25 protein-coding genes and 2 pseudogenes are annotated in these 26,098 nt (G+C 57.6%); 12 read left to right on the forward strand and 15 right to left on the reverse strand.

All coding sequences use genetic code 11. The annotated features are described in order from the left end of the window. Positions 1-236: 236 nt before the first annotated feature. From repC to AGR1_RS26130, 4 genes are all read right to left on the reverse strand, one after another. Positions 237-1,451: a plasmid replication protein RepC gene (gene repC, locus AGR1_RS26115; RefSeq protein WP_149148871.1), complete on the reverse strand. Its 1,215-nt coding sequence runs from the start codon at positions 1,449-1,451 to the stop codon at positions 237-239. Positions 1,452-1,648: 197 nt separating this feature from the next. Next, entirely contained in the window at positions 1,649-2,677 is a 1,029-nt protein-coding gene (repB, locus tag AGR1_RS26120; RefSeq protein ID WP_149148965.1) for a plasmid partitioning protein RepB, read from the reverse strand. Then, entirely contained in the window at positions 2,674-3,897 is a 1,224-nt protein-coding gene (gene repA / locus AGR1_RS26125) for a plasmid partitioning protein RepA (protein WP_187772301.1), read from the reverse strand. The genes repB and repA overlap by 4 nt, the downstream gene beginning before the upstream one ends. Positions 3,898-4,651: 754 nt before the next feature. Continuing rightward, positions 4,652-5,044 (reverse strand): helix-turn-helix domain-containing protein, encoded by a 393-nt coding sequence (locus AGR1_RS26130; RefSeq protein WP_149148873.1) that lies wholly within the window; start codon positions 5,042-5,044, stop codon positions 4,652-4,654. Between the two features lie 81 nt (positions 5,045-5,125). Here AGR1_RS26130 and AGR1_RS26135 point away from each other — a divergent pair, with 81 nt between their 5' ends. Next, positions 5,126-5,857 (forward strand): SDR family oxidoreductase, encoded by a 732-nt coding sequence (locus AGR1_RS26135; protein ID WP_149148874.1) that lies wholly within the window; start codon positions 5,126-5,128, stop codon positions 5,855-5,857. A gap of 334 nt (positions 5,858-6,191) precedes the next feature. Here the strand turns inward: AGR1_RS26135 and AGR1_RS26140 are convergent, their stop codons facing one another. Continuing rightward, positions 6,192-7,088 carry a DMT family transporter gene (locus AGR1_RS26140; RefSeq protein WP_246669749.1) on the reverse strand — a complete coding sequence of 299 codons (897 nt, stop codon included), beginning with the start codon at positions 7,086-7,088 and terminating at the stop codon, positions 6,192-6,194. 106 nt (positions 7,089-7,194) lie between these two features. On the opposite strand from AGR1_RS26140, the gene AGR1_RS26145 reads away from it, so the two are divergent. Continuing rightward, positions 7,195-8,067 (forward strand): LysR substrate-binding domain-containing protein, encoded by an 873-nt coding sequence (locus tag AGR1_RS26145; protein ID WP_149148875.1) that lies wholly within the window; start codon positions 7,195-7,197, stop codon positions 8,065-8,067. A gap of 82 nt (positions 8,068-8,149) precedes the next feature. Then, a pseudogene (locus AGR1_RS26150) lies at positions 8,150-8,338 on the forward strand (LysR family transcriptional regulator); the annotation flags it as partial. 12 nt (positions 8,339-8,350) lie between these two features. On the opposite strand, the gene AGR1_RS26155 reads toward AGR1_RS26150, so the two are convergent. Further along, a complete protein-coding gene (locus AGR1_RS26155) occupies positions 8,351-9,250 on the reverse strand; it encodes an AraC family transcriptional regulator (protein ID WP_149148876.1) in 900 nt (299 codons plus the stop codon). 98 nt (positions 9,251-9,348) lie between these two features. Between AGR1_RS26155 and AGR1_RS26160 the strand changes: the two genes are divergently transcribed. The 3 genes and pseudogenes from AGR1_RS26160 to istA all read left to right on the forward strand — a co-directional run. Then, positions 9,349-10,107, forward strand: coding sequence for an SDR family oxidoreductase (locus AGR1_RS26160; RefSeq protein ID WP_149148877.1), 759 nt, complete (start codon positions 9,349-9,351; stop codon positions 10,105-10,107). 39 nt (positions 10,108-10,146) lie between these two features. Next, positions 10,147-11,106 (forward strand): dienelactone hydrolase, encoded by a 960-nt coding sequence (locus AGR1_RS26165; protein ID WP_149148878.1) that lies wholly within the window; start codon positions 10,147-10,149, stop codon positions 11,104-11,106. Positions 11,107-11,266: 160 nt separating this feature from the next. Next, positions 11,267-12,508 (forward strand): annotated as a pseudogene (gene istA, locus AGR1_RS26170) (IS21 family transposase); the annotation flags it as partial. A 170-nt stretch (positions 12,509-12,678) separates the two neighbouring features. Here the strand turns inward: istA and AGR1_RS26180 are convergent. After that, positions 12,679-13,125 (reverse strand): DNA-binding protein, encoded by a 447-nt coding sequence (locus AGR1_RS26180; RefSeq protein ID WP_149148879.1) that lies wholly within the window; start codon positions 13,123-13,125, stop codon positions 12,679-12,681. 216 nt (positions 13,126-13,341) lie between these two features. Then, positions 13,342-14,148 carry a GNAT family N-acetyltransferase gene (locus tag AGR1_RS26185; RefSeq protein WP_149148880.1) on the reverse strand — a complete coding sequence of 269 codons (807 nt, stop codon included), beginning with the start codon at positions 14,146-14,148 and terminating at the stop codon, positions 13,342-13,344. A 315-nt stretch (positions 14,149-14,463) separates the two neighbouring features. Here AGR1_RS26185 and AGR1_RS26190 point away from each other — a divergent pair, with 315 nt between their 5' ends. Further along, positions 14,464-17,175 (forward strand): winged helix-turn-helix domain-containing protein, encoded by a 2,712-nt coding sequence (locus AGR1_RS26190; protein ID WP_246669750.1) that lies wholly within the window; start codon positions 14,464-14,466, stop codon positions 17,173-17,175. Positions 17,176-17,208: 33 nt separating this feature from the next. Here AGR1_RS26190 and AGR1_RS26195 read toward each other — a convergent pair whose 3' ends face one another. Genes AGR1_RS26195 through AGR1_RS26215 form a run of 5 tightly spaced genes read right to left on the reverse strand, consistent with a single transcriptional unit; the run spans position 17,209 to position 21,235 of the window. Beyond that, a complete protein-coding gene (locus tag AGR1_RS26195) occupies positions 17,209-17,838 on the reverse strand; it encodes a pyridoxamine 5'-phosphate oxidase family protein (RefSeq protein WP_149148882.1) in 630 nt (209 codons plus the stop codon). 52 nt (positions 17,839-17,890) lie between these two features. After that, positions 17,891-18,568: an isochorismatase family protein gene (locus AGR1_RS26200; RefSeq protein ID WP_149148883.1), complete on the reverse strand. Its 678-nt coding sequence runs from the start codon at positions 18,566-18,568 to the stop codon at positions 17,891-17,893. Positions 18,569-18,595: 27 nt separating this feature from the next. Next, the gene (locus AGR1_RS26205; RefSeq protein WP_149148884.1) at positions 18,596-19,468 is read right to left on the reverse strand and encodes an alpha/beta hydrolase; all 873 of its coding nucleotides are present in this window, start codon (positions 19,466-19,468) and stop codon (positions 18,596-18,598) included. After that, a complete protein-coding gene (locus AGR1_RS26210) occupies positions 19,465-20,211 on the reverse strand; it encodes an alpha/beta hydrolase (protein ID WP_149148885.1) in 747 nt (248 codons plus the stop codon). Before AGR1_RS26210 ends, AGR1_RS26205 begins: the two co-directional genes overlap by 4 nt. A 52-nt stretch (positions 20,212-20,263) precedes the next feature. Next, on the reverse strand, positions 20,264-21,235 hold the full coding sequence (locus AGR1_RS26215) for an alpha/beta hydrolase (protein ID WP_149148886.1): 972 nt from the start codon (positions 21,233-21,235) through the stop codon (positions 20,264-20,266). A gap of 400 nt (positions 21,236-21,635) precedes the next feature. Between AGR1_RS26215 and AGR1_RS26220 the strand changes: the two genes are divergently transcribed. Both AGR1_RS26220 and AGR1_RS26225 read left to right on the forward strand, forming a co-directional pair. Continuing rightward, positions 21,636-21,944 (forward strand): type II toxin-antitoxin system RelB/DinJ family antitoxin, encoded by a 309-nt coding sequence (locus AGR1_RS26220; protein ID WP_149148887.1) that lies wholly within the window; start codon positions 21,636-21,638, stop codon positions 21,942-21,944. Then, the gene (locus AGR1_RS26225) at positions 21,941-22,234 is read left to right on the forward strand and encodes a type II toxin-antitoxin system RelE/ParE family toxin (protein ID WP_149148888.1); all 294 of its coding nucleotides are present in this window, start codon (positions 21,941-21,943) and stop codon (positions 22,232-22,234) included. The genes AGR1_RS26220 and AGR1_RS26225 overlap by 4 nt, the downstream gene beginning before the upstream one ends. A 154-nt stretch (positions 22,235-22,388) precedes the next feature. On the opposite strand, the gene AGR1_RS26230 is transcribed toward AGR1_RS26225, so the two are convergent. Beyond that, complete coding sequence (locus AGR1_RS26230) at positions 22,389-23,285, reverse strand: LysR family transcriptional regulator (protein WP_149148889.1); 897 nt, start codon at positions 23,283-23,285, stop codon at positions 22,389-22,391. A 139-nt stretch (positions 23,286-23,424) separates the two neighbouring features. Between AGR1_RS26230 and AGR1_RS26235 the strand changes: the two genes are divergently transcribed. Both AGR1_RS26235 and AGR1_RS26240 read left to right on the forward strand, forming a co-directional pair. Continuing rightward, positions 23,425-23,754, forward strand: coding sequence for a nuclear transport factor 2 family protein (locus AGR1_RS26235; protein WP_149148890.1), 330 nt, complete (start codon positions 23,425-23,427; stop codon positions 23,752-23,754). Next, positions 23,751-24,530 (forward strand): SDR family oxidoreductase, encoded by a 780-nt coding sequence (locus AGR1_RS26240; protein WP_149148891.1) that lies wholly within the window; start codon positions 23,751-23,753, stop codon positions 24,528-24,530. Before AGR1_RS26235 ends, AGR1_RS26240 begins: the two co-directional genes overlap by 4 nt. Positions 24,531-24,555: 25 nt before the next feature. On the opposite strand, the gene AGR1_RS26245 is transcribed toward AGR1_RS26240, so the two are convergent. Next, positions 24,556-25,023: a MarR family transcriptional regulator gene (locus AGR1_RS26245; RefSeq protein WP_149148892.1), complete on the reverse strand. Its 468-nt coding sequence runs from the start codon at positions 25,021-25,023 to the stop codon at positions 24,556-24,558. 144 nt (positions 25,024-25,167) lie between these two features. On the opposite strand from AGR1_RS26245, the gene AGR1_RS26250 reads away from it, so the two are divergent. Then, the gene (locus tag AGR1_RS26250) at positions 25,168-25,965 is read left to right on the forward strand and encodes an alpha/beta hydrolase (protein WP_149148893.1); all 798 of its coding nucleotides are present in this window, start codon (positions 25,168-25,170) and stop codon (positions 25,963-25,965) included. Positions 25,966-26,098 lie beyond the last annotated feature (133 nt).

Genomic DNA, 26,098 nt, shown 5'->3' on the forward strand with positions numbered 1-26,098 from the left:
AATTGCAGATTTTCGATCTGTTGCTCATGATCGCGAATCCTATTCTTTCGCCAGCCAGCGGCCTATTTCACTTGCTGGAAACCAAACCACTGCTGGCATGTCTGAAGTAAGTCGAGGCGCATTAGCCTATGCCGGGACGACAGGCATCCCTTTCATAGCTAGAAAAGACGATTGGAAGAGGAGGTGACACCCTACACCTGTCGAAAACCGATAGCCTCGTTCATATCATCAATATATCATCCCGTCGCCTTTACCGAGTGACCGGCAGCTCTCAGGAGGGCCATCAGCAATGGTCCCAACGAAAATTCTCCACGCTTTGCCCGGTTGGTCAAATCCCTCAGGTATCCACCCGGCGAATTGATGTGACCGCCACGTTCAAGAATGCAAGCGATGGTCACCGCCGCATTTTCCGGGCCCATCACCTCGCAGGCCTCCTGATATGCAGAAGGACTGACCCCAAGCATCGACCTGACAACCACAGCGGCTGTCATGAGTTCGCGCCAGTTCTCGATTTGGCCCTCAGGACCGTAGTTCGAAATTTCCGGGCAGGCCCGCAAGACAAGTCCAATCGGGAAAGCCTTTATCGGCGTACGCACGGCCTGCTCATTTTCACTCGGCTTCGCCTCCAGCTCGTTTCCAGAGCTTGGTTCAGGTTCATAAGGAGGGTTGGTATTTGAATTCTGTATGTGGCGCTCAATATGGGCATCATTGGCAGTCATTTTTGACGAAAAGTCATCGGAATTCAGGAGTTTGATGACATCCTCACGCAAACTGCTCATCCTGGTGCCCAGATCGCTAAGCTCATTCAGTCCGGGATTGCGCGGAATTTGCCTGACCAGGCTAAGATAGCGCTCCTCCAACTCATCCCAGCCGCCTGGAGCACCTTCGTCAACAGCTGCCGTAATAAGCTTGCGGATATCACGCCGGCAGATCGTCAGGTTTTCCTTTGCCCGTCTAAAGGCAATTCGATCGGCAGCAACCTGCTGCGCGAGGCATGCAAGCTCCTCAGCTCGCATAAGAAGCGGCGAGATGTCGAATCCGAAGGCATGTTCGATCGATCCATCGTCATCTTTTCTGGCGTAGCGCTTACCGTTGGCGCTATCCTTGCGGATGATCAGCCCGGCTTCAACGAGGAGCGCAAGATGCCGACGCAAGGTTGCGCCTGCAATACCATGGGCACGAATCGACAGCTGAATGTTCGAGGGAAAGACGACAAGCTGCGCGTCCTGTCGCAGTTCGTTCTCCGGATAGAAGCTCAAAAGCGCGTCAAGAACCGCGAGGCTACGATCCTGCAGACCAAGTACCTCCCGAGCTTCCGATGCGTCGCGGAAAACCTTCCACTTGTTTGCCGATTTACCCTCCTCGATCCTGCTCGTGGCGATTTGTCGCCTCACAAGCGCAAGGGTAACCTGTCGCCGCCCAAAGGGCGTCGTTACTTGTCCACCTTCCATGTCTTCGCCTCTCAAAAAGGCAAAAGAAGAACGCTCACCGAAACGGTGCCAAAGACTCTTGACTAGGATTCATGGAAATGCGATTCTCAAGCTCTCACACAACGAGAAGGGCTTCCATGACGGCGACGTTTCGGGGGCCTTTTTCTTTTGCGCGCTTCCCTTCCTTAATTCGTGTCAAAAACCGCTTACGGTTTCGATCAGTTCTTCGATTTCTCACGGCTGAAGCGCTCGGCCAGCGCTGGCAACTCCGATTCAATAAAGCTCAGGAATTCCACCGAAGCCGGCGTGTACGCTGAAATACGAACCTCCTTGGCCGTACGCACAAGCCTGCCCAATTGCTCGCCTGCGGGGCCAGCAATGGCTTTGCCGGTCTCCTTCAAGGGAGCTTTCGGTTTCAGGGCATTAAATGCTGCCAGAAACTTCTGGTCTGATCCCAGGCGCTTTTCGGTGCTGACGGATAAAGCCTTGCTCACTGCATCGTGCAGATCCGGCCTTTCGGAAAAAGTCTTTGCAAAGTCGGCCCATCTCGGACGACCGACCTTCGCCGCGCGCCCGATCGCTTCGATGATTCCGGACGGGACTGCGCGGTAAACGGACCGCATGCGTGCCAGTTCGGGATCGTCGATAGACAGGGCAGCCTTGATATCGCGAGGCTTCACATTGGCATCGTCCATACGGCGGGCAAACAGGGCGCGCTCAATCCAGGTAAGATCCTGGCGATCGGCATTTTCAATACCCTGTGCGATGACCAGTTCGACATCGGAAATCTCTACCTCGATCGCCTTAACCGGAATTCCGAGGTCGCGGGCGGCCTGGAGACGACGGTGGCCGTAGATCACCTGATAGCGATCAGGCGAGGACGGTGATTTTCGGACCTGGATGGGAACTTTTTGGCCTTCGGAGCGGATCGAATTCCTAAATGTTTCGAAATTGGAGGCATCATCGTCAGGAAGACGGTCGGGAAAGGGCGAGGGGTCGATTTTGGACGGATCGAGTTCGCGGATCGCTCCTCCCCCGGCTTCGACCAGCGCCTTCAGCCGATCACGTTCTGATTTAATGTCGTCGATCGCTCGGTGCGCCGCACCGATCACGCCCGCACCGACACGAGCGGATGGAGCAGGTTGGGGAGCGGCGGCAGGGTTCTCCGTCGACAACCGGTTTTCCAGTTCCGCTGAGAGCAACCCAAAATTTGCTACGATGGATTTACGCGATGACTTGCTGGTCATGTGCGCCCCCAACTGGTGTTGATCAGTTTCACAATGGCTTCATTGACGGCGTCGACCGCCTCGCGGGCTCGTTTGTGTGTGTCACGGCCGATCTGGCCCATTTCGAGTTCGTAGATGGAGCGCTTAGCAAGTCCCGCTGCCTCGACAGCCGTGCTTTCGATCAGGGTTGGAAGAAGCACATCGGTACCAAACAGATGGCGCATCATGGCAACAACTTGAGACTGGGGCGCATCGTTGGGATCATGACGGGTGACGAGATAGCGAATGAAATCCTGATCGAGTTGCGCGCCGTTTTCATTCAGCACGCTGATCAGGTCTCCCATCATCAACAGGAACTGGCTCATGGAAGCCACGTCAAGCATCGCCGGATGGACGGTGATGATCATGCTCGTGGCAGCGTAGATTGCGCTGAGCGTCAGGAATCCGAGGGACGGCGGCGTATCGAGGATAACCACGTCATAATCCTGATCGACCTCGGCCAGCGCAAGCTTCAGTCGCTCGAAGAAAATTGCCCCGGAACCGGATTTCTGCGCCAGAACCCTGGGCGTTTCGTGCTCATATTCCATGACCTCGAGGTTGCCCGGGATCAGGTCAATTCCGTCGAAATAGGTCTTGCGAATAATGTCGCGGATCGATCGACGCTCTGCATCTTCGTAACGCAGCGCTGCATAGATGGTCTCATTGGCACCGACGTCAAACTCGGGCTGCGCACCGAAGAGAGCAGAAAGTGACGCCTGCGGATCAAGATCCAGTGCGAGGACACGATAGCCTTGCAAGGCGAGATAGTGCGCAAGGTGGACGCAGGTCGTGGTCTTGGCGCTGCCGCCCTTGAAGTTGGCGATCGCCACCACCTGAAGGTGTTCGCCCTCGCGGCGGCGGGGTAAGAATCTCAACGCATCTGCAGGCTTCTGGCTTGCGAACAGTTCCCGCAATTCGTTGATCTGGGCCAGGGTGTAGACCCGATGATTGTTTTCCAGCCGTCCAGGAATCGGACCACGCCCTTCACTCGACAAGAGTTTAAGGGTGGAATCAGGTATGGATGTCAGCTTTGAAACTTCATTGGTCAGGAAGGGGCGCAGGCTTTTCTCCGACTTCGGCGGATACATGCGTGTGCGCAGCTCCTGCAATTGTTGCGACAGAAGGCTCGCATGGCGGGCTATCTTGCCGCCTGCATCTTCCTTCTGAGCAATCGTTGCTTCTATATTATTCGCCATCGCCATGTCGCCCCCTTGGCGGCCAAAGTTCGGTTTGCCGCCCAAAGCCCGCTAAAGATACAACACGATTCTCGCGTCGCGTCCAGAGATTAAGGGTTAATAGCCGCTTAACTGAGAATTATCTGCCTCTCACGTTAGCGACTCTGAAACTGGAGCAATATGTAACATTGAGAATGACTTATCTCTGTTGCGGGGGCTGCGTTGATCCCTTTTCGATCCAGGGTCAACTACTCAAACGCGGCCATTTTTGACGGCGATAGGAAAGTTCCTTTCAAGTGCCCGACGGCTACATGCCGCGGAATCGGGATATGTCGGATTCACCGTTGATTTCCACTGCTTAGGGTCAGGACCTTTTGATTTCGGCTGGCGGACGAGCAGATGGCCACAATTCAGGCGACCGTATCGGATATCGGCATCATCCGCGTACTCTCCTAGGCGGCCTCAAGCAGGTAATTACCTGTCACCGGGACGGCACCGTAAAGATGCAATTGGGTCCGCGCTTCCGCGACTTCTGCTGCAAAGGTAACGCTTAGAGTCACGCTTAAAGCCAGGTTTAGTTTCATGACACGCCTTCGAAAAAATAACCGTAACGAGCAACGGAAGTCCGTCCGGTTTGATCCCTGGCCTGGAGAGGTGTTCCCGCGATTGCAGCTGCAGTTAACTTGTCTGCCCCCCGGTCGGGACGCATGCGATTTTCTTTTCCGCTCGCCCCCGGGAGTAACTTCAGCTTTGCGCTTCCCAAGCGGCCACGGCGGCATTGTCAGCGACCATTTCCTTTGTTGTCATAGCGTAGCGCAGCCGCTTCGATTTTGTCGCCGTTGACCGCTGCCCATGAGCACAATGCTTCAAACGGCTCCCGCAGCGAATGGCCCAGTGGCGTAATGGCATATTCCACGCCCACTGGCTGGGTCGGCAGGACGGTCCTTGTTACGAGACCGTTCCGCTCAAGCCTTTTCAAAGCGTCGGCCAAAGCCTTGTGCGTGATCCCGTCGAGACGACGTTTGATCTCGTTGAAACGCGAGGGCTTCGAACAGATCACCGTCAGGATCAGAATTGTCCATTTATCCGCGATCTTGTCGAGCGCGGCGCGAACCCGCGCCATCTCATGGAGGGCGCTCTGAGAAGCTGCTTCAAGGTCGATATATTCTTCCATATCTAGGCTACTTAAGGTGCGTAATTGATACCAGATATCTGACGTATATCATGGAGAGACCGTCAATTGAAAGGATTTGTGATGGCTCGAATGAATAACAAGGTTGCTCTGATCGTCGGGGGCGCCAAGGGTATCGGTTTGGCAATTGCAGAGCGGCTTTCAGCCGAAGGGGCGAAGGTCTTCATCACCAGTCGCCGAAGCGAAGATGCCGAAAAGGCGGCAACGGCGATTGGTCATGGCGCAGTCGGCATTGCCGCGGATGCCGCGATGCCCCACAATATGGTAGAGACTGTCGAAAAAGTGCGACAGGCACACGGCCGTATCGACGCACTCGTCTTGAATGCAGGTCTTTCTGAGCCTGCGCAGATAACCGAGATAACGCCTGAACACTTCGACCGCCATTTCGACGTCAACGTCCGCGGTATGGTCTTCGGCTTCCAGGCGGCTTTGCCGGCAATGATGGAAGGCGGATCCGTTGTCCTTATTGGATCCATTGCCGATAGCGGCGGCTACGCTTCCTATGGCACCTACGCTGCTACCAAGGCAGCTGTACGTTCCTATGCCCGAACATGGACAGCAGAGCTCGCACCCGCCGGTATCCGCGTCAACGTCGTTGCACCCGGACCTACTGACACGGAAATGATGGCTGCGGTTCAACCTGATATGCGTGCGGCGATTGTCGCTCCGATCCCGATGGGGCGAATGGCGCGGCCTTCTGAAGTGGCTGCGGCCGCGTTGTTCTTGTTGAGTGATGAAGCGAGTTACATCGCTGGCGCCGAACTCTGCGTCGACGGCGGTTTGCGGCAGGTCTAAAATTAACTGGAAACGATGTACCCGATCTGAGGAGGTCGGGTACAGCCAACGCTTGATAACGGACCGATGTTAAACCCAACCGTTCAACCTCCAAAAATGACGTTTGCTATCAGCGCTGGAGATCCCGGTGGAACCGAGACTTTTGAGAACCTGCGCCCCTGCGAGTTACGATTGGGTCGTTCAGATCCACCGAGGCGGACAGGCTATTGCGAACCGTGAGAGACCAGTAAAAAATAAAGAGCTGGCTTGTGTTGAGACCGTTCATGGAGAATCGACAGCACTCCCTATCGCGATATGGACAAACCCTCCGCCTACGCGACCTTTTTTCTGTTCCTCAAGTGGTCGAAACCGACAGGTGGCGGCGAACACCCCACTTTAGCGACACGCCGAGGCTTGCGATCAAAATGCAGCCTACGCCGGCATATTGCGCCGCCCCCAATCGGTGTCCATAGACTATGGCATCAATCACAATGGCAGTGGCCGGGTAGAGAAACAGTAATACGGCTGCCAAGGGTGTCGGGAGCTTCGGCAGTGCGTTGTATAGCAGCATGTACACACCACCGGTGTGCACAACGCCGATGACGGCAAACCACCCCCATTGAACGGATGATACCTCCAGAGGTCCTGCCGGCACTACCAGCGCCAAGAGGGCTATGCCGCAAAGGCACTGAACGAAGGCCAATTGAGGTCCGGTTATGCCTGTCAGTCCTTTGGCGACGACAGTAACAACAGAATAGAAAAATGCACCGCCGAGCGCACAGCAAATCCCCAGCAGCCAGGATCCATCGGCAGTTGTCTGGCCATTGCTTGACCCTGTGGCGAAAGTGAGCCCGATCAGGGCCACAGCGATCCATGCGAAGGTGGCGGCGTGCAACCGTTCACGAAAGACGAACGCGCCGATCAACACCACCATGAAAGGCTGAACATGAAAAACAATCGTGGCGACCGCGATGCCAGTGTGTTGCATGGCTGTGAAGAACAACACCCAGTTGCCGACCATCAGCAGGCCACTGGCGAGCGCAAGACCGAGCACTCGTGGCGGCAGACGCAATACGCCGAAAAGATCACCTCGCATGGCACCATAAAGTGCCAGCACCAGGCCACCGATTACACATCGGTAAAAGGTGACCGATAGCGGGTCTGCATCGCTTTCCAAAACACAGACCCCAAGAGTTCCCAATAACATCTGGGCAGACGCCACGCCGAAAAAACCGTGAATTTGCCTGCTCATGCTGTCTGGCTCCTGATGCAACTTTGCTTGATTCAGGACTGGACTTTTCCGATTAATTACACAATCAATATAATATAAACATATTCATTGGAGTTTCCAAACAATCATGGAATTTGATCACACCTTGCTCCGCACCTTCGTTGCATGTGTCGATTTGATGAGTTTCACGCGTGCGGCGTCTGCAGTGCATAAATCGCCCGCCACTGTATCCACGCAGATTAATCGGCTCGAAGCCGAAATTGGGGCGGCGCTTTTCATCCGCGACACACGCAATCTGGCTCTGACCCGGACTGGTGAGGAACTGGAGGCCTATGCACGACGCATTCTGCGGCTGCATGACGAGGCCGTGGAAGCTTTTCGCAAGCCCGATATTGCCGGGTCGATCACGATCGGCGCGCCTGATGACTATATCTCCCATATCATGCCGCCCGTGTTACGCCGCTTCGGCCAGTTGTTCCCCCGCGTCGCCATCAAGATCGTTTGTTCTCAATCAACGGTGCTTGTGCCGCAGGTCGAGAGGGGAGACATCGATCTCGCCATCGTAACACGGTCGCGGGGTGTGGAAGGTCAACTCCTGCGACAAGAGCCTATGATCTGGATTGCCTCTCGCGATCGGATTGCGTTGGAACGGCGTCCGCTTCCTGTAGCGTTGTTCGAACCTGGAAGCCAGGCACGTACCATTGTTCTGGCCGCGTTGGGGAAAAGCGATATCCGCTTCCAGCCGGCTTATGAGAGTTTCAGCCTGTCGGCCCTTCTCACTGTGGTTGAGGCTGGGCTTGCCGTGGCTGCCGTCACGCGCATGTCGGCCCCGTCCACTGTCGTGGAGCTGGCGCAGGCTGATGTGTTGCCCGTGATAGGGCACCTTGACGTTGCCCTGATACGTGGCGCCGGGTCCAACAATTCGCTTTGCGATTTCATGGCGGAGGCCATTCGAAGCAGTGCGGAGGGCGTGACGAGACAGGATAGTGGAAGAGCTTGACATTTTCAGGACGCGAGCTGCCGCGTCGGCAATGTCGCAGAAATCCGACAGGGCGTCCCAAAACTCCTTAATGGAATGATGGGTGAGCCAGGATATCGCTGATGGCACATTGCAGCACTGGGGCGACATCGAGGGATCCGAAATCGCGCTCTGGGCGCTTTACCCCTCGCGGGGTCCATTGAGTGCACGGGTGTCTGCCTTCCTCGATTTCCTGAAGCAGGCTTTTCCCAAGGAAACACCTGAGGAACTGGCCGCCTATATTGGCAGGTGAGAGCCGAAAGCTTCACGCGGCGGCAGCCGCCCGCGAATAGGCGCCGGGCGGCATTCCGACATGCCGACTGAACGCGACACTGAAGGCACTTGTCGATCCATAACCAACGCGTTCGGCAATTTCGGCTAACGCGACACCCTCGCGAAGAAACTCTTTCGCCAACGCCATGCGCCATCCCGTGGCATACTCCATCGGCGCGACACCGACTTCCCTGCGGAACCGATCGAAGAAGGTGGAACGAGACATGGCTGCCTCCTGCGCTAGCGTTTCTACCGTCATGCTGCGACCCGGATCTGCATGAACCCGGCGCAGGGCCGGCGCCAGCAATGGATCGGCCATGCCACGCAAGAGACCCGGCGTTGCCTTGGCGCTCGCGGCCGATCGCAGTGCGTCGATGAATAATACCTCGAGCAACCGGTGAAGCACCATTCCGCGTGCGGCACGGTCAGCCCTTGTCTCGTCATTGATCATGCGAACCAGCGTCATCAGTCGCTCCTCACCGCGAACATGGATGACTTCCGGCAGCATCGAGACAAGCAGAGCCTTGTCATCCGAGCCGAACGCGCAGTGCCCGACCAGTGCCTTGATCTCTGCCGGCGCGTCCGGATCGCCCAAGCGGAAGATGCCGGGGCTGGTCTCCAGTCGTTGAGCAAGAGCGCCGCGTGGCGGCGGCTCCATGCTGCTCATTGTGAACGAGAAGATTTTTGGGACCAGGACAAAGTCGCCAGCAGTGAGCACCATGGGCTTACGACCGGCAATTGTCATGAGACAACGGCCTTCGACGACGGCGCAGTAGAACGGGCTTCCAAGCTCTGATCGCTCAACCAGCCACTGGCCGCCGCCAATCACGAGCTTTGAGATCGACGGACTTGGTTTGAGCAGTGAGACAACCTCAGCGACAGGATCAGCCATGGATTTGGACTTTTGCTAAACAATCGTGGACATAGGCATATAGCAAGTCCGATGCGGTAGGTCCATCTTCAGGCAAGTTGAACGTCAGGAGACAAAACATGCCCAAGATCATTATCACCGGTTGCTCGTCCGGTTTCGGCCTCGCCACCGCCAATAAATTCGTGACCGCAGGGTGGGACGTGGTCGCAACCATGCGTGCGCCGCGAAACGACCTGCTTCTGCCGAACGACCAGCTCGAAATCCTGCAGCTGGACGTCACAAGCGCAGACAGCATCGCGAAGGCGGTCGAAGCCGCCGGCACGATCGATGCACTGGTCAACAATGCCGGGGTCGGCATGCTCAATGCGCTTGAAGGTGCGGAAATGTCGAAGATCCGGGAGCTGTTCGAAACGAACGTCTTCGGTGCGATTGCGATGACCAAAGCCTTTCTCCCGCAGATGCGGGCCCGCCGCTCAGGTGTCATCGTCAACGTCAGCTCCACCGTCACGATAAGGCCTCTGCCCGCGCTGTCGGTCTACAGTGCAAGCAAGGCAGCGCTCAATGCTTTCACGGAGAGCCTCGCGCTAGAGGCGGCTCTATTCGGCGTCCGCGCCAAGCTTGTCTTGCCTGGCTCGGCGCCGACGACCGGTTTCGGCAGGAATGCTGTCTCGAGGATGGGCATGGACATTCCCGAACCATATACCGCCTTCGTCCACGACCACCTGACGAAGCTGCGTTCGGGCGCGCAAGTCACCACTGCGGATGCGGTTGCAGAGGCCGTTTGGCGGTCTGTGACAGAGATCGACGCGCCGATGAAAATACCGGCTGGAGCCGATGCGGAAACTTCGTTCCGCGAGGCGGGCCATTTGCTCGCCTGAACATCACCACCCAAAATCCATCGTTGAAGGTTCAGAGCCATGAACAATTTGATCACTCTCGCGAAGTATATTGCGACGCCCGAAGCCACTCTCAGCGTGGCCTACACGCCGATTCGTCTTTCGATGCAGGGCCGCCAGCCGCTGGAACTGCGTCTGACCGCGCCCGCTACGGGAAGTAACCTGCCAATCGTGCTGCTGTCGCACGGTTACGGCCCTTCCAACTATATCCCTTCAAAGGACGGTTACGCTCCTCTTGTCCAGTTTTGGGCGGAGAGGGGGTTCGTCGTTATCCAGCCGACGCATGCGAGTTCTCGGGTCGGTGGCTTGCCGTCGGATTCAACCGGCGCGCCGTTCTTTTGGCGCGAACGTGTGGAGGAGATGAAGGCAATCCTGGACCAGTTGCCCGAGATTGAACGGCAGGCGCCGGCCGTTGCTGGGCGGATGAATCATTTACGCATCGGCGCGGTGGGCCATTCCTTTGGCGGCCACACGGTTGGGCTCCTGCTCGGCGCGCAGGTGGATGGTGAGGATTTTTCTGATCCTCGCATCTCGGTCGGCGTTCTCCTGACAACGCCGGGACGCGGCGGCAAGGACATGACGCCTGAGAATGCTGTCCGGCTTCCGTTCTTCGACGTCGATTTCTCGACACTGACGACACGCAGCCTCGTCGTTTGCGGTGACATGGACAATCCGCATTTCACGACGCGCGGGCCTGAATGGCATGCGGATGCGTTTCATGATGCGCCGGGTGCCGTTGCGATGTTGACGATGCGCGGGGTCGGTCATGGTCTTGGCGGCATTGCAGCGCTCGACGCAAAGGAAACAGAGACTGAAGCACCAGACGTGCTGGAAGCGACCCGACGTCTTACGCTCGCCTGGCTTCAGACCGCGTTCGGCGCTGACAAGGGCGCGTGGCCGAGAGCTTGCCTCGCACTTAAGGGTGAGGCCGCAACGCTTGCGACGGTCAGAGAGAAAGAGCCCTGGGGGCGATTGTCTTAGGCATCGTCGGGATTGATCTCGTTATGCCCGCTATTTGCGGGTTTCACAAAGTCGCGGACACGCATTTCAGTAAGTCGCGGACAGCTATAGCGACGGATTTAGATCGATTTTCGTGAGCGCCGATCTGGCACTTTGCCCTCGTGTTTTGAGCGAGGACAAGATGCCCAGGCGGAAGCAAGCGAGACATACTGACGTGAAGGATATCCGATCGATCCTGAGACTTACGTTCGAACAGGGATTGTCGATACGTGCCGTTTCCGAACGGCTGAAGATCAGCAAAACGTCGGTTTCGACGTACCTGCTGCGGGCAAAGGAAGCCGGGCTTGCGGTCTGGCCTCTACCTCCGGGCCTGGACGAGGACGACGTTCTCGAGCATCGACTATTCCGGCGAATGGGACGGCCTCCACGCGATACCGTCGAGCCGAACTGGCCGAAGATGGCCAGCGAACTGAAGCGTAAGGGCGTCACGCTCCATTTGCTTTGGCAGGAATACCGGGAAGCTCACCCGGATGGCTATGGCTATACATGGTTCTGCGGCCGGTTTGCCGATCACGAAAGCCGAGCCCGGCCGACCTATCGCAGCCGTCATGTTGCCGGTGTCGCGATGGAATGCGACTATGCCGGCCATACGATCCCGATCATCGATCCATCTACCGGCGAGATCCGCGCAGCGCAAATCTATGTCGCGGTGTTGAGCGCGTCGCAACTGACGTTCGCCTATGCCAGCTTCAGCCAAAAGCTGCCCGATTGGATCGAAGCGAACCAGCGGGCCTTCAGTTACTTCGGTGGCGTGACGAAGACAACGATCTGCGACAACCTCAGATCGGCTGTTGCCAAGGCTCTTTGGTTCGAACCGACACTGAATGCGACGTTTGCCGCCTTCGCTGAGCATTACGACACGACGGTGGTTCCGGCACGGCCTCGGCATCCTCGTGACAAGCCCTCCGCCGAAGGGACGGTTCTAATCGTCGAGAGGTGGGTCCTGGCGAGGCTCCGAAACGAGCGGTTCTTCAGCCTTGTCGATCTCAATATCCGCATCAGCGCTTTGATCGAAGACCTCAATACCCGAACCATGCGGCGATATGGAAAATCCCGGCGCGCTTTGTTCGATGAAGTCGAACGTTCCCAGCTCAAACCTTTGCCTTCAACGCCGTTTGAGTATGCGGAATGGAAAACCGCAAAAGTCCATCCTGATTACCATATCGAGATCGACAAGACCTTCTATTCCGTACCGCATGGGCTGATCGGACGACGGGTCGATGTCAGGCTGACGTACCGGGCGGTCGAGATTTTCTTGGATCACAAACGTGTCGCAAGTCACGTCAGGAGTTCGCAACGTTCAGGCCACATCACTGTCAATGAACACATGCCCAAAGCGCACCGGCGCTATGCGAACACGACAGGCGGTCGATGGACAAACCTGGTGTGTTGACGGCGAGATTGCGCATCCATTCATCATGTATATCGTCGGTCCAGCGCGCCTCGACGAGACCGTCGAAGGCGCACTGGATCAGAATGTTGCGTAGGTGGAAGGGGTAGAGGACGCAGGCATCGTAGACCGCGACGGGCGGATTAGAGGCCATAGGTCTCGATAAGGTCCTCTGTGTCCTCGGCAAGTGCTTCCATCGCCGTCTGCCGTTTGTCGAGCTTCGACTTTAACGCGAGCACATCCTTCAGGAGGGCGCGGCGGTGTTTGCCGACGTAGCGGAATGGCAGATCGCCCCGGTCCATGCGGACGACGACGAGCGGACGAGAGATGCCGAGAATGGTGGAAGCATCACTTGGGCTCACTTCCTGGTCCTCGGCCAGCACAGCAACGCGCTCCCCGAGCAGCATATGCGCCAGAAGGGCTTCGACAGCTGCGGCGGCCGATGGCGGGATCGGGAGCGTGCGCTCGTTGCCGCCTGCATCCCGAACGTGAAGTTCCAGCCTGTCGCCGGCAACCAGCTTTGGCAAGGGCATTGCTGTCTTTCGGTCGCGATCTGACAGTCTGGCGAAATGAACAATCTGGCTGGCCATGATGATTTCTCCTTGGCAGCCAATATAGTGAATAAGACCTGTAACTGCAATAACTGAAAGTGCGGATTGATAGATGATGGTGATGGGCTTTGATTTACGGCACGCTGGTTCGATTCCGATCAAGGCGAGAAGGTGAACTTGAAGTCCGTCGCCTTCAGCTCCCGAAGCAAACAAAATAGCCACTGTAGGAACATCGGTCTCTCTCAACACCAACCGTCATACGATAAAGTTGTTACGATCATAGACATGCAGGAACCCCATTTTCGCCAGATTGGCGTTTGAGATGTTTGCTTTTTCGGCCGATGGCACTTCGGTCTCGACCACGAAAGTAGACACGCCACGGGCTGCGCCGTCTTCCAAGCGAGCTTGAATCAAAGCTTTCTGCGCACCACGGTTTCGAAAGCTTGGCACGGTCGTCCCACCGCCGAGCCAGGCGAAAGATCCTGAGGCGAACATTGCGCCTGCTCCCACGGGCATGTCTCCGTCCAGCGCGTAGAAACACGACCACCCGTCGCGCCCGACGATTGCTGCCCAGAGACCCGTGAGGCTTGCCGGAAAGCCAAAACCGGCACACATCATGGCACCGAATACTTCCGCTTCGTCGGGCAGAACCCTTCGTGTTTTCACAGCGTTTGGTGATGGGAGGGAGGCCGCGTCTGCGGATCGTGAAAGCTTCGCCCATCCTGGACCATAGGGGACCAACCCTTTCGATCGGATCCAATGCTTCAGCTCGTCGGATGCGGCATCGATATTGACCTGCAAGAACCTGTTCCCCGTCTTTCCTTTCATCCAGGTATAGGCTTTGTCGAGATCTTCACTTCTGGTGAGGCCAAGGATGCGGTTGAGGCCGATCGCCGGCGCGCTAGGAAGTGAGATTGCGCATCCGCCGTTCATCGAAACGCATTCAAATCGCTCGTCGTCTGCCAATCGGCCGCGGGCGGCCCTATGCAGATCAATGAAGGCCTTGGCCTCAATAGCATCTTCCTGCGTAGGGCAGGGCTGATCAGACGAAAACGAACCCACGAACGTACTCCAAAGGCAGAAACTTCACCGACAGCAGATAGAGGAACTGTTGGATTAAAAATAGAGCAATCGCATCAGCGAATTCCTTGACGTCTGTCTGAATGCGAAATGCCGGCGACAAGGATGTGCGCAGACTTCAGCGTGGGGCGAATTTCCGCGAGCTAGACGAACGAAGAGAGATGATACCTATCATGTTAAGCCAACGTACTGTGCAACGATGCCTCTATACACCTTGCAAACTGACCAGTGCGGTGTAGCGTCGATATCTTATGAATTGTGAGAGCAGAAGTGTCACACGATCGTAGGTCCCAAGCATTGTTGAAACAAACCGCTTTCCAGTTTGGAGATTTCCGTTTTCTGCCAGAGGCTCAAGCCCTCCTGTACAAGGGGCAACCCGTTAGCCTCGGTGGGCGAGGTTTCGACATTCTGACCCTGCTCGTTGCGCGGGCGGGCGAGGTCGTCAGCAAAGCCGATCTGTTCGCACATGTATGGCCAGACTATATCGTCCACGACCATAATTTGAAGGTCAATGTCGGCAACTTGCGACGCGCGCTGGCCGACCTTGATCCGTCCATGGAGTATATCGCAACCATTGCAGGACGAGGCTACAAGTTCGTCGCTGCCTTGGAAAGCGATCGCCCGGCGCCGGCAAGGCAGGTGGGTTCAAGCACAAGCCACCATATTGCTGCCCCCCGAGTTCGCCAGCTCCTTGGCCGCGATGACGCGATCCATCAGATATCCGGGACGCTCGATCAGCCGGGCTACGTAACCATCGTCGGGCCAGGGGGCGCGGGAAAAACGTCACTTGCGGTGAAGGTTGCAGAGCAATCCTGCGGGGCAGACGAAGCCATCGCCTTTGCGGATCTCTCGACGCTTAGCGACCCGCGGTTTGTGGTGCCGGCGATCGCGTCCGCTCTCGGCGTTTCGCTCGGGTTTGACGATCCGATCGCGGGCGTGATCGACGTCCTTCGCAGCAACAGGCTGCTTCTTATCATCGATAATTGCGAGCATGTCATTGCGATGGCAGCGACTGTGGTCGAGCGGATATCCTCAGAGGTTCCTGCTGCCCGTATCATTGCGACCAGCCGCGAGCCATTGCGGACGCGACACGAGCAGATCCATTTCCTCTCCGGGCTCGCTTACCCAGAGCCGACGACGACGTTTTCCAGCAGCGAGGCGCTGCAGTTTCCGGCAATCCAGCTGTTCGTGTCAAAGGCGGTGGGCTCAGCGGATGCCGAGCCCACTGATGACTATGTCCGCAGCGTCGTTTCGATCTGCACGCGGCTTGGCGGACTGGCCCTCGCGATCGAGCTGGCGGCCGGCACCGCCAGTGTTCTTGCGGGCGCGGCGCTCGATGATCTCTTCAAGGATGGCTTTGACACGATGAACCGGGGCGCAAGGGATGCGCCCTTGCGCCACCAATCCCTGGAGGCGACCCTCGACTGGAGCTATCGACTTCTTCCTGACCGCGAGGCCGTGTTGCTCGGTCTGCTTTCAGTGTTTTCAGGCCGATTCAACACCGACGACGTGGAGGCGATGTATCCCGCCGGTGCCCTCGAGCCAATGACGGGGCGGGATGCACTGTCGCAGCTCGTGGCAAAGTCGCTGGTCTCTGCGGAGTACGACGGTGGGACCGTGCATTACAGGCTTGCCGAAAGCACGGGTGCCTATGCTGCGCGGCGCCTGCTGGGTTCATTCTACAGAGAGAAAGCAAGACGGCAATTTGCCGTTCGGACAAGGAACAAGCTGCAGATCGCCGAACGGGAATGGGCGTCGCAGACGTCTCGGGAATGGCTCGGGAAACATCGCAGACAGATCGATGACGTCCGTGCGGCAATCGCGTGGGCGTTCGATCCTGCGGGCGATGCTGTCTTGGGTGTCGAACTCGTGGTGGCTGCGTTGCCGCTGTGGCAAGAGCTGTCGGCATTCAAGGAAATGCTGGAGGCAATCGAGCTTGCAAGCTCCAACAGCGCGGCCCCGGCAAGGCTTGCGCCTTTGGGACGAGCAAAGCTCTCAACGGCGCGGGCCTGGGCCATGACGCTGGCGCACCACATGCACCCGCAAACCCATGAGGCCTGGCGCGAAAGTATCCTTCATGCGGGGCTATCGCACGATGCCGAATTTCAAATACGCTCGGTTTGCGGACAGGCCGTTTTTCTTGCCTATTCCGGTCGGCCGCGAACGGCATTACGCAGCATGAAGGAGTTTGCTGCAGCAAGGGGGTTGGACTGGGCGACAGCGCCCGACGGCAGACGGCTGTTGGCGCATATCCAGATCTATGCGGGGGAGCTCAATACGGCATCGGCTCACCTGGACGCGCTGATGAGTGATTGGGGTCACCTGGAAGAAGGCCACGGGCTCTCGCGGTTCCAGGTCGACTTGCCGGCTGGCATACGCTTGTCCCAGGCATTTCTGTCCTGGCTGCAGGGTGATCCTGATCGTGCCGCCGATCTGGCCAGTCGTGCCATCGATCGTGCCATCGATCTTGATCACATGATATCCCTCGGCAATGCGATCTCGTTGGCGGGGCTTCCGATCGCATTCGTGAACGGCAACCTTGAAAGCGCCTCGCAGCTTCAGCGACAGTTGGCTGACGTCGGTCGCCGCGAAAGCGTTGGCATTTACGAGGGGACTGCCACGTTTTTCGCCGGTGCGATCCAGTCGGTTCGAGGTGACACAGCCGGTTTGAGCTTGATGCAGGACAGCATCACCGGATTGCTCCGGGGACGCTGGCGAACGCGTGTCCCATTCTACCGAAGCCTCCTGGCTGAGGCTTATATTGCTGTAGGAGAAATTCAGCTTGCGCAGGAGTGCCTGCGCGCCGTGCTTACGGAGCCCGGCATACGTGAAGAGCGTTGGTGGCATCCGGATCTTTGGCGAGTCGCAGGAACGATTGCAGCCAGCCGCAGGCAGCCCGACAAGGCGATGCGGTATTTTCAGACGTCACTGGATTGCGCACGCACTATCGGCGCGGGGGCTGCGATCAAACGGACCCAATTTGCCATGGATAAAACTGATCGAGGTTGACCTTCACCAATCTTGGGCTCGTGGGCTACCCGCTCACTCCTTTCGTTGCGAGCCGATCTGCGACCGGAGCGACGCATTTTCCTGCTCAAGCTGACTGACCCTGTCGAGAAGGTGTCGTGAGGCCGCCAGAAATTGGGCCTCGGTATATCGCGGCACGATATGCTGCGGACAGTTCCAGTCGAACGCCTCTAGCTTCAGCCTGAAGATACGCTCGGCGTTGGCACCATAATCATTGTCCGTGATTTTCTCCGTAAGGGCCGGATCCGCATCGAGCGTCAGCTTTTCGGCGCGGGCATAGATCTTAAGGCGGGTCCGTGCCGGATAGTCGATCAGAAACAGGCACGCCCGGTCGTTCTCGGCCAGATTGCCGGTGCTGATATATTGGCGATTTCCGCGGTAGTCGAGGAAAGCGAGTGTGCGATCGTCGAGGACTCTCAAAAAGCCCACAGGCCCACCGCGATGCTGGACATAAGGCCAACCTGACTCCGAAACCGAGGCCATATAGAAGCTGTCGCGCTCCGCGATGAACGCGACCTCTCTTGCTGAAAACCGGTCGAATTCTCGGTGCCCCTTGAAGTCGGACCACAAATGATCCGCTCCCATTTCCGCCTGTGCTTTGCGTACCGCTGGTGTGATCGCAATATCCATAAAGCCGTATGACAATCGTATCTCCTTGAAATGTCTTCAGTTCGCAGGGCGGCGGCTGCACGAGGTGCTACATTGCCTCTCGTGCGGCCTGCTGGGCGCGCGCATAGCTTTCGGCCACTGCAGCATAATTAGGCGCTGCAAGTCCATAGAGCTTGCCGAGTTCGGCAGCCTCAGGCCGCGCCCAAGTACGGTGAAGCTCGGACAGCAACGCGTTGGTCGATGTTGGCTTGACGCCGCCTTGAACGAACCGGGCGAGTGAAACGCGCGAGGCCATTTCGCTCGGATCTCCCGACGCATCGAGGACCGCGTAGACGTCGTAGCCCGCGGCACGGGCGTCGAGTGCGGGAAACATCACGCAGACACCGGTCCAGACGCCGGCCATGATAAGCGTATTGCGGCCGGTTGCGCGCACCGTTGCAACGAAATCGTCATTGTCCCAGGCATTCACTTCCCCCTTGCGCGACACATAGACGGCGTGCGGCGCCAATTCATGGATCTCCGGCATCAGCGGCCCATTGGTGCCGGCAGGTTCAGAGGCGGTCGTGATAACTGGGACGTTCAGGAGAGTGGCGAGCCTGGCGATCATTTCCACATTTCGGCGCAGATCGGCGACCGATATGTCCTTGACCGTTTGAAACAATCCCGACTGGTGATCGAGAAGCAGGAACAGGGCGTCGGAGGGATCGATGAGGGCCGCGCCACCACCGGTCGGAAGTACGCTTGGCTTGGATTTGCTGTTGTACATGGTCATTCTCTCTTTTTGAGGTTTCAGTTAGCTGTTGAGGTTTCGGGCAAGGAAGTCCCGCATGACCGGGATTATTTCGTCCGCCTTGTCCTCAAGGGCGAAATGTCCGGTGTTGAAGAATCTGAGTTCGGCGTCGGGAAGGTCGCTGAGGAAGGCGCGCGCGCCTTCCGGCTGAAAGATCGGGTCATTCTCGCCCCACAGGATCAGGGTCGGTGGCCGATACGTGCGGAAATACTCCTGAAACGCGGGGTAGAGCGCAACGTTGGTCCGATAGTCGTAGATGATGTCGAGCTGGATCTCGACAATTCCCGGACGGTCTAGGAAGAGCTGGTCATATAGCCACGCCGCAGGATCGATCCGCGCCTCGTCTTTTGTCCCGGCGAGATATTGGAAGCGCGTTCCATCGAGCGACAGAAACGGCCGCAGCGTGTCGCGGTTCGTCGCACCATTGTCGGCCCAGTAGGCGCGCGTCGAGGCCCAAAAATCCCCCATACCTTCTTCATAGGCGTTGCCGTTCTGGACGATCAGAGCTGTCACCCGGTCGGGGTGTGCAAGCGCCAGCCGAAACCCGGTCGGCGCGCCATAATCCATGACGTAGAGCGCGTAGCGTTCGACACCCAGCTGTTCGAGAAGATCAGCGATGACGGACGCAAAAGTGGCGAAGCCATATTCGAAATCATCCGAGGACGGCATGTCCGACAGTCCGAACCCCGGAAGGTCGGGCGCAATCACGTGATAACGGTCGGCGAGCGCTGGAATGAGGTTGCGGTACATGTGCGAAGAGCTTGGAAAGCCGTGCAACAGCACCACGACAGGTGCGCCCCTTTCTCCGGCCTCGCGATAGAATATTTTTATACCGGCAACGCTGGTGGTTCGGTGATAGGTAACGGGCGCGGTCATTGTCCGGCACCTTCGGCCGGGGTAGTGGCAGTGGCGGCGGCTAAGATGAACGCGGCGACGTCCTGGGGGTGCGACAACATTGCGGCGTGACTGCTGTCGATCTCGGTGATCGCTGCTCCCGCGCGCTTTGCCATGCGGCGCTGCGCACTGGGCGGCACCATCCTGTCGGCGGATGCCACCAGATAGAAGCTGGGTTTGGTCTTCCAGGTCGCATGGGTCAAAGGCGCAGTGACCGCCGCTAGGCCCCAGGACAACTGCGCTGCAGCCATGAACCGGGTGATCGCAGGGTCAACATCAGCTGCGAAAGCGTCCGGAAAGCGAGACGGGTCGACAATGAGATAACCGCCCTGCGGCGGCAGCAACGGTGCCTTCGCCTCGCCGGGCTCTTCTGAAGCTTCATTCAGCGCTGCAACGGACTCGCCGACGTCAGGCACGAAAGCCGCAATATAGGCCAGCGCCTGGACCTTCGGGTTGGCGCCGGCTTCCGTGATAACGGCGCCGCCATAGCTATGGCCGACCAGGAGGACCGGGTAACGAGCCGCAGCGATCAGGCGCTCGGCGATCGCGACGTCGCCTTCAAGCGAGGTCGTTGGATGTTGGGCGACAAGCACTTCAAATCCACGGTCGACAAGTTCGCCATGGACCTGTTGCCATCCGGAGCCGTCGACGAAGGCGCCGTGCACGAGGACGATCGAGAGGGATGGCACACCGGAAGCCCGGGTGCCCGAAACGGGATTGGTCATGATTTTATCCTGTTGGGGGGTGGCTGCGGGGCCGCCGGCCCCGCTGGATGCGTTACTTGCAGAGCTTGCGGTCAAGGAAGTCGTGAATGAGCGGCGCCATCACGTCGAGCTTGTCTTCCAGGGCGAAATGGCCGCTGTCGAGGATGTGCATCTCGGCTTTCGGTAGATCCCGAAGATAGGGGTGCGCGCCAGCTTCAGGGAAGATCTTGTCGTTCTTGCCCCAGACGATCAGCGTCGGTGGCTGATGGTCGCGGAAGAAGGCCTGAAACTGCGGGTAAAGCGGGACGTTGCTGCCGTAGTCGCCCAGCATATCCAGTTGGATGTCCTTATTGCCCGGACGGTCGAGCAAAGCCTGATCCACCACCCAGTTGTCGGGGCTGATATGCGCGACATCGCCCATGCCATCGGTGTACTGGAACTTCGTGGTTTCGAGCGTGACCAGACCGGCAAGTGCTTCCCGGCGCTCCGGCGTTCTCTCAGCCCAATAGGCCTTGATCGGATCCCAGAATGCCGCGAGACCTTCGGTATAGGCATTGCCATTCTGCACGATCAGCGTTTCGACCCGCTCGGGATGCTTGAGTGCGAGCCGGTATCCGATCGGTGCGCCGTAATCCATGACGTACATGCTGTAGCGGTCGGCTCCGACCTTCTCAGCCAGCTTGTCGACGATGTTGGTCATGTTCGCGAATGTGTAGGAAAATTTCGTGTGGTCTGGAGCATCGCTCTGGCCATAGCCGGGATAATCAGGTGCGATCACCCGATAACGATCCGCTAACAGCGGAATAAGGTTGCGGAACATGTGCGACGAAGTCGGAAATCCGTGCAGGAGCAGCAGGACCGGTGCGTCCTTGGGGCCGGCTTCACGGTAAAAGACGTTTAAACCATCGATCACCGTGTTTTTGTATTGAATGACGGGAACAGCCTTCGCGGCAATGACCGGGGTGTTCGGTACGCAGCGGGCTTCGGCTATAACGGGCATGATCGCCATGAGTAGTGCGGCAGTGGCGAGAAGATGCTTTTTCATGGTGCTTTCCTTTTCGACATTGGGTGCCGATCCACATCAGCGCCTCTGGAAAAAGGACTAGCATCGCCGGTCTTCGGTCCCGGGATAAATAAGGGTAAAAAGTTGAACGCTTGGCGGGTGGAGGAACACGTCATCAGCAGCAACTGCCAATTCCTACGAAAACCATTCCATAAAATCAGCGCTGCCAGCAGCTTTGCTCCGATATCCTGAAGACAGCGGTGGTGGGTTTATTCGTAAGAGATTCATTCGGGAATTCAGCTGGATAGTTTATTAGAAGCTTACTGGTTATGGGTTCAGACCCCTTCAAGAGCTTAAGAGCACTTCGAGCGGAATATCGACACTCTAGTCTGGAAATCGTCATGCAAATGAATTACTGTCTCGTAAGTTGTGGGAGATAGTCATGGCCGCAAACGCCCTTGTACAAACACGTATTGATTCCGAAGTCCGGGACCGTGCCTCTGCCGTGCTTGAAAGCATGGGCCTCACGGTATCTGATGCGGTTCGTATCATGCTCACCCGAACTGCTAACGAGGGCGCGCTGCCTCTTGAGCTTCTTTCTGGCAGTGAAGCACATGACGCCTGGTTTCGGACCAAGGTGCTCGAAGCGTTGAACGATACTCGACCGGATTTATCGGACGACGAGGTCGAGGCGCACTTTGCCACACGTCGAGCGGCGGCCCGCCATAAAGCTGGTGTGCCAGAAACGTGAAACTGACTTGGTCTGCGTTTGCGTTGTCGGATCGCGACGCTATTTTCACATACATCGAGGCAGATAATCCTGCAGCAACCATACTGATCGATGAACGGATAGTAGCCGCCCGTCGCTTGCTCGATTTTCCTGCCAGTGGGCGCGTGGGTAGAATTGCCGGGACACGCGAACTCGTCATCAATGGTACGCCTTACGTCGCGGCCTATGCGATCACCGAGACAACAGTTCGAATGCTTCGCGTACTCCATGGCGCGCAGGAATGGCCGGAACAACTGCCGCTAAGCGGATGATTGCGTTCGCGCAGGGGCGACGGTTCGATCCGCATCAAGGCGAAGAACGGCCACAAAGTCGAAGCGATTTCGGGACAAGCCTTCACAACACGAACATCAAGTATGTTCGTGTGTAATGACAATGTCGACGAGACCTGACTGATCCGCCAAACGATTATCGATTGGCAAATTCTCGCGCAGCTTGAATGAACGCACTGAAGGCGGCCGGTGGGTTTTTCCTGCCGGGGTAGTACAGCGCCAACGGCGCCAACGAGGGCGTCCAGTCTTCGAGAACACGGACCAGTCGACCGGCAGCAATATCTTCGCGTACATCGGCCTCCATAACGTATCCGAGCCCAACGCCATTTTGAGCCGCGATCCTGACCAGGCTTGACTCGTCGAGGGTGATCGAGCCTTGCACATCGATCTGCATAGCGTCCCCGTCCTTTTCAAATTTCCACCGAAACAAGGCGTTGTTGGGCAGACGCGCGCGGATGCAGCGAAACCGGTACAGGTCGGATGGTACGGTTGGCATGCCATGCGTGCGCAGGAAGTCTGGTGATGCGACAACGGCGTTGCTTCGCTTTAAACCAAGTGACACGGCGATCATGTCGGCCGGCACCAGATCGGCCGGCCTCAAACCCAGGTCGAAGCCCGCCGCAACGATGTCGACGATCCGTCCCTCCGTGACCAGATCGATATGCACCTGCGGATAGCGCTGCATGAACGACAGGATGAGCGGTTCCATCACCTCGCGTGCCGCCGTCGCGAATGCATTGATGCGCAATGTCCCTGCCGGAGTTTCCTGGAGAGATTGGACCGAAAGCATGGCATCGTGGATGTCCATCATTGCCGGTCCAACCCGTTCGGCAAAGGTTTTTCCCGCGTCGGTGAGCGAGACGCTACGCGTTGTTCGATTGAACAGGCGAACCCCGAGACGCTGCTCAAGTTTTGCAACAGCATTGCTGAGTGCTGTGGTGGACATGCCAAGCTCGAGCGCGGCAGCACGAAACGAACCAAGGCGCGCGATGCTGAGAACGGCGTCCAGATCGACTAGAACAGAACGGGTCATTATCCCTCTTTTCGCAATTCCTCATCCTCTTTTATCCCCTTTATCGTGTCAACCTGTTCGTCTTAGATTACCGTCATCGTCCTCCAAAGGGGGGGGCACCCTCAGCTGGCAGAGCCTGAAACCGGGATTGGTGGAAACAATGACAATCAAGTTGCCCAAGGCTATCGAAGCGTATTTCGAGGCCGACCGCACAAACAGCCCGGATGCGATCGCTGCCACATTCACCGAGAACGGCATTGTGAAAGATAAGGGCAAGACCCACAGGGGCCGTGATGCCATTCGGACATGGATGGCTGATGAAGCTCAGCAATACGGCTACACGGTGGAGCCGTTCTTCATGACCACCGAAAACGGGAGAACCCAGATAACGTCCCACGCCGCCGGCGACTTCCCGGGCAGCCCCATTGATCTGCGCTTCTTCTTCGTCCTCGCGGGCGACAAGGTCGCTGAACTGGAGATCACCGTATGACACAGTTCCTCACCCTGCAGGGCCGTCGGGCCCTCATCACCGGCGGCACTTCGGGGGCCGGAGCTGCAACCGTGACGCTGTTCAGACAGCTCGGTGCCTGCGTATTTACCACCTCTCGTAAGAAGCCTGCTGACTTCTCTGGCGCGGCGTTCGTCGAGGCCGACCTGACCACCACGGCGGGGGTAAAGACTGTCGTCGATGCGGTGCAGAGAGAGCTCGGCGGCCTCGATATCCTTGTGAACATGCTGGGCGGCTCTTCGGCCCCGTCAGGGGGCTTTGCCGCGCTTACCGATGATGAATGGGAGAAAGAGTTCAACCTCAACTTCTTCCCGGCCGTCAGACTGGATCGAGCTCTCATCCCCGGAATGATCGCTCAGGGAAGCGGTGTCGTCATCCATGTGACTTCTATCCAGAGAAACCTTCCGCTACCGGAGGCGACGACTGGCTATGCTTCGGCCAAGGGAGCCCTCAACACCTACAGCAAAAGCATCTCCAAAGAGGTTTCTCCGAAGGGTGTGCGAGTGGTACGGGTCTCTCCCGGCTGGATCGCCGATCCGGGGGCAAACGGTCTGGCGCTGCGCATCGCCGAGGAAGCGGGTATCGGCTACGACGCCGCAGTGCAGGTGATCATGAACTCGCTCGGCGGCATACCGCTCGGGCGACCGGCAAAACCGGAAGAGGTTGCCGATCTGATTGCGTTTCTTGCATCGGATCGAGCAGCATCTATCACCGGGACCGAGCATGTGATTGATGGCGGGACGGTTCCGACCGCTTGATCTGGCCATCGACTACTCTTGCAGGTCAGGCGGGTGCATCCCACCCGCCGATCTGCGAGTAGATCGCGTCACGCAGGCGCCGCACGTCTTGGTTCAAGGCAGCGAGTTCCGCTGGTGTCTGTGTCGAGGTTGCCAGCAAGGTATCGCTGAGGCAGCCTGCCTTGTGCTGCAAGGCACGGCCCTGATCTGTCAGCGCCACCAGAACCTGACGCTCGTTGTTAGCGTTGCGCGTCCGACGCACGAGCCCGGCGACTTCCAGGCGTTTCAACAGAGGTGTCAGCGTGCTGGATTCAAGAGCAAGCTGGTCGGCGATGGACACCACGGTCTGCTCGTCCTGCGCCCAGAGAACGTTCAGAACGAGATATTGCGGATAGGTCAGTCCAAGCTCGTCAAGCAGCGGCTTGTATGCGCGCTGGATAGCGATGCCGGCGGTATAAATCGCATAGCAGAGCTGGTCGCGCAGGGGCGGGGGATCGTTATGGCGTTTGGTCATTCTGAACTCCTGTAGACACCCATATAACCGAAATTATCACGAAAACCAATATCGCGATAAGAATCGTGTTGACGTGCGTCCGAAGATATGAAAGCTTATAGTTATCGCGATAATTGTTATCGCATAAAGAAAGAGGAGAGCATCATGACACGCAAGTCCATCACTACCATTTCCGCAATCGCAACTGCAGCCTCGCTGTCGGTTACCCTGCCGGCAGCGAATGCAGCCGACACCGTTCCGAAAGATCAAGCCGTGAAAAACGTCGTTCTGGTTCACGGTGCGTTTGCTGACGGTTCCGGCTGGAAGGGTGTTTATGACAACCTGACGAAGCGTGGCTATCGCGTCACCGTCGTGCAGAACCCGCTGACGTCGCTTGCAGACGATGTCGCCGCCACCAAGCGTGCTCTTGAGCGGCAGGACGGCCCGGTTATTCTCGTTGGTCATTCCTGGGGCGGAACCGTCATCACGGAAGCTGGTATCGATGAGAAGGTCGCTGGTCTCGTCTATGTCTCCGCTCTTTCTCCAGACGCCGGCGAGACGACAGCTCAGCAGTACGAAGGATTTGCGCCGGCGTCCGAGTTCGTTATCGAGACCACGAAGGACGGTTTTGGCTATGTCAGCCCGGCAAAGTTCAAGTCGGGCTTTGCACACGACGTCAACGATGCCGATGTCGCGTTCATGAGTGCGTCTCAAGTGCCGATCAACATGTCTGCGTTCGGCACCAAGCTCGAAAATGCTGCATGGCGCACTAAGCCCAGCTGGGCCGTTATTGCGGCCGAAGACAAGGCCTTCGATCAGGCCATGCTGATTCACATGGCTGAGCGCATCAAGGCGAAGATCACCAAGGTCTCGGCAAGCCACGCCCTCTTCATGACACAGCCAGCGGTTATCGCCGATACTATCGATCAAGCCGCCAAGACCGTGTCAGCAAAAAAGCAATGATCGACTTCGCGCTATCGGGACGGTTGATAACCCTCCCGATGGCGTTGACAAAATTAACTTAACGGCTCGGCTTTTCCCAAGTGAGATACCGGCGGAACGCCGGATGCCTCACCCAAATCCATGGGTATTTCCG

It is taken from the genome of Agrobacterium sp. B1(2019), from assembly GCF_008274755.1.
Classification (GTDB): domain Bacteria; phylum Pseudomonadota; class Alphaproteobacteria; order Rhizobiales; family Rhizobiaceae; genus Agrobacterium; species Agrobacterium salinitolerans.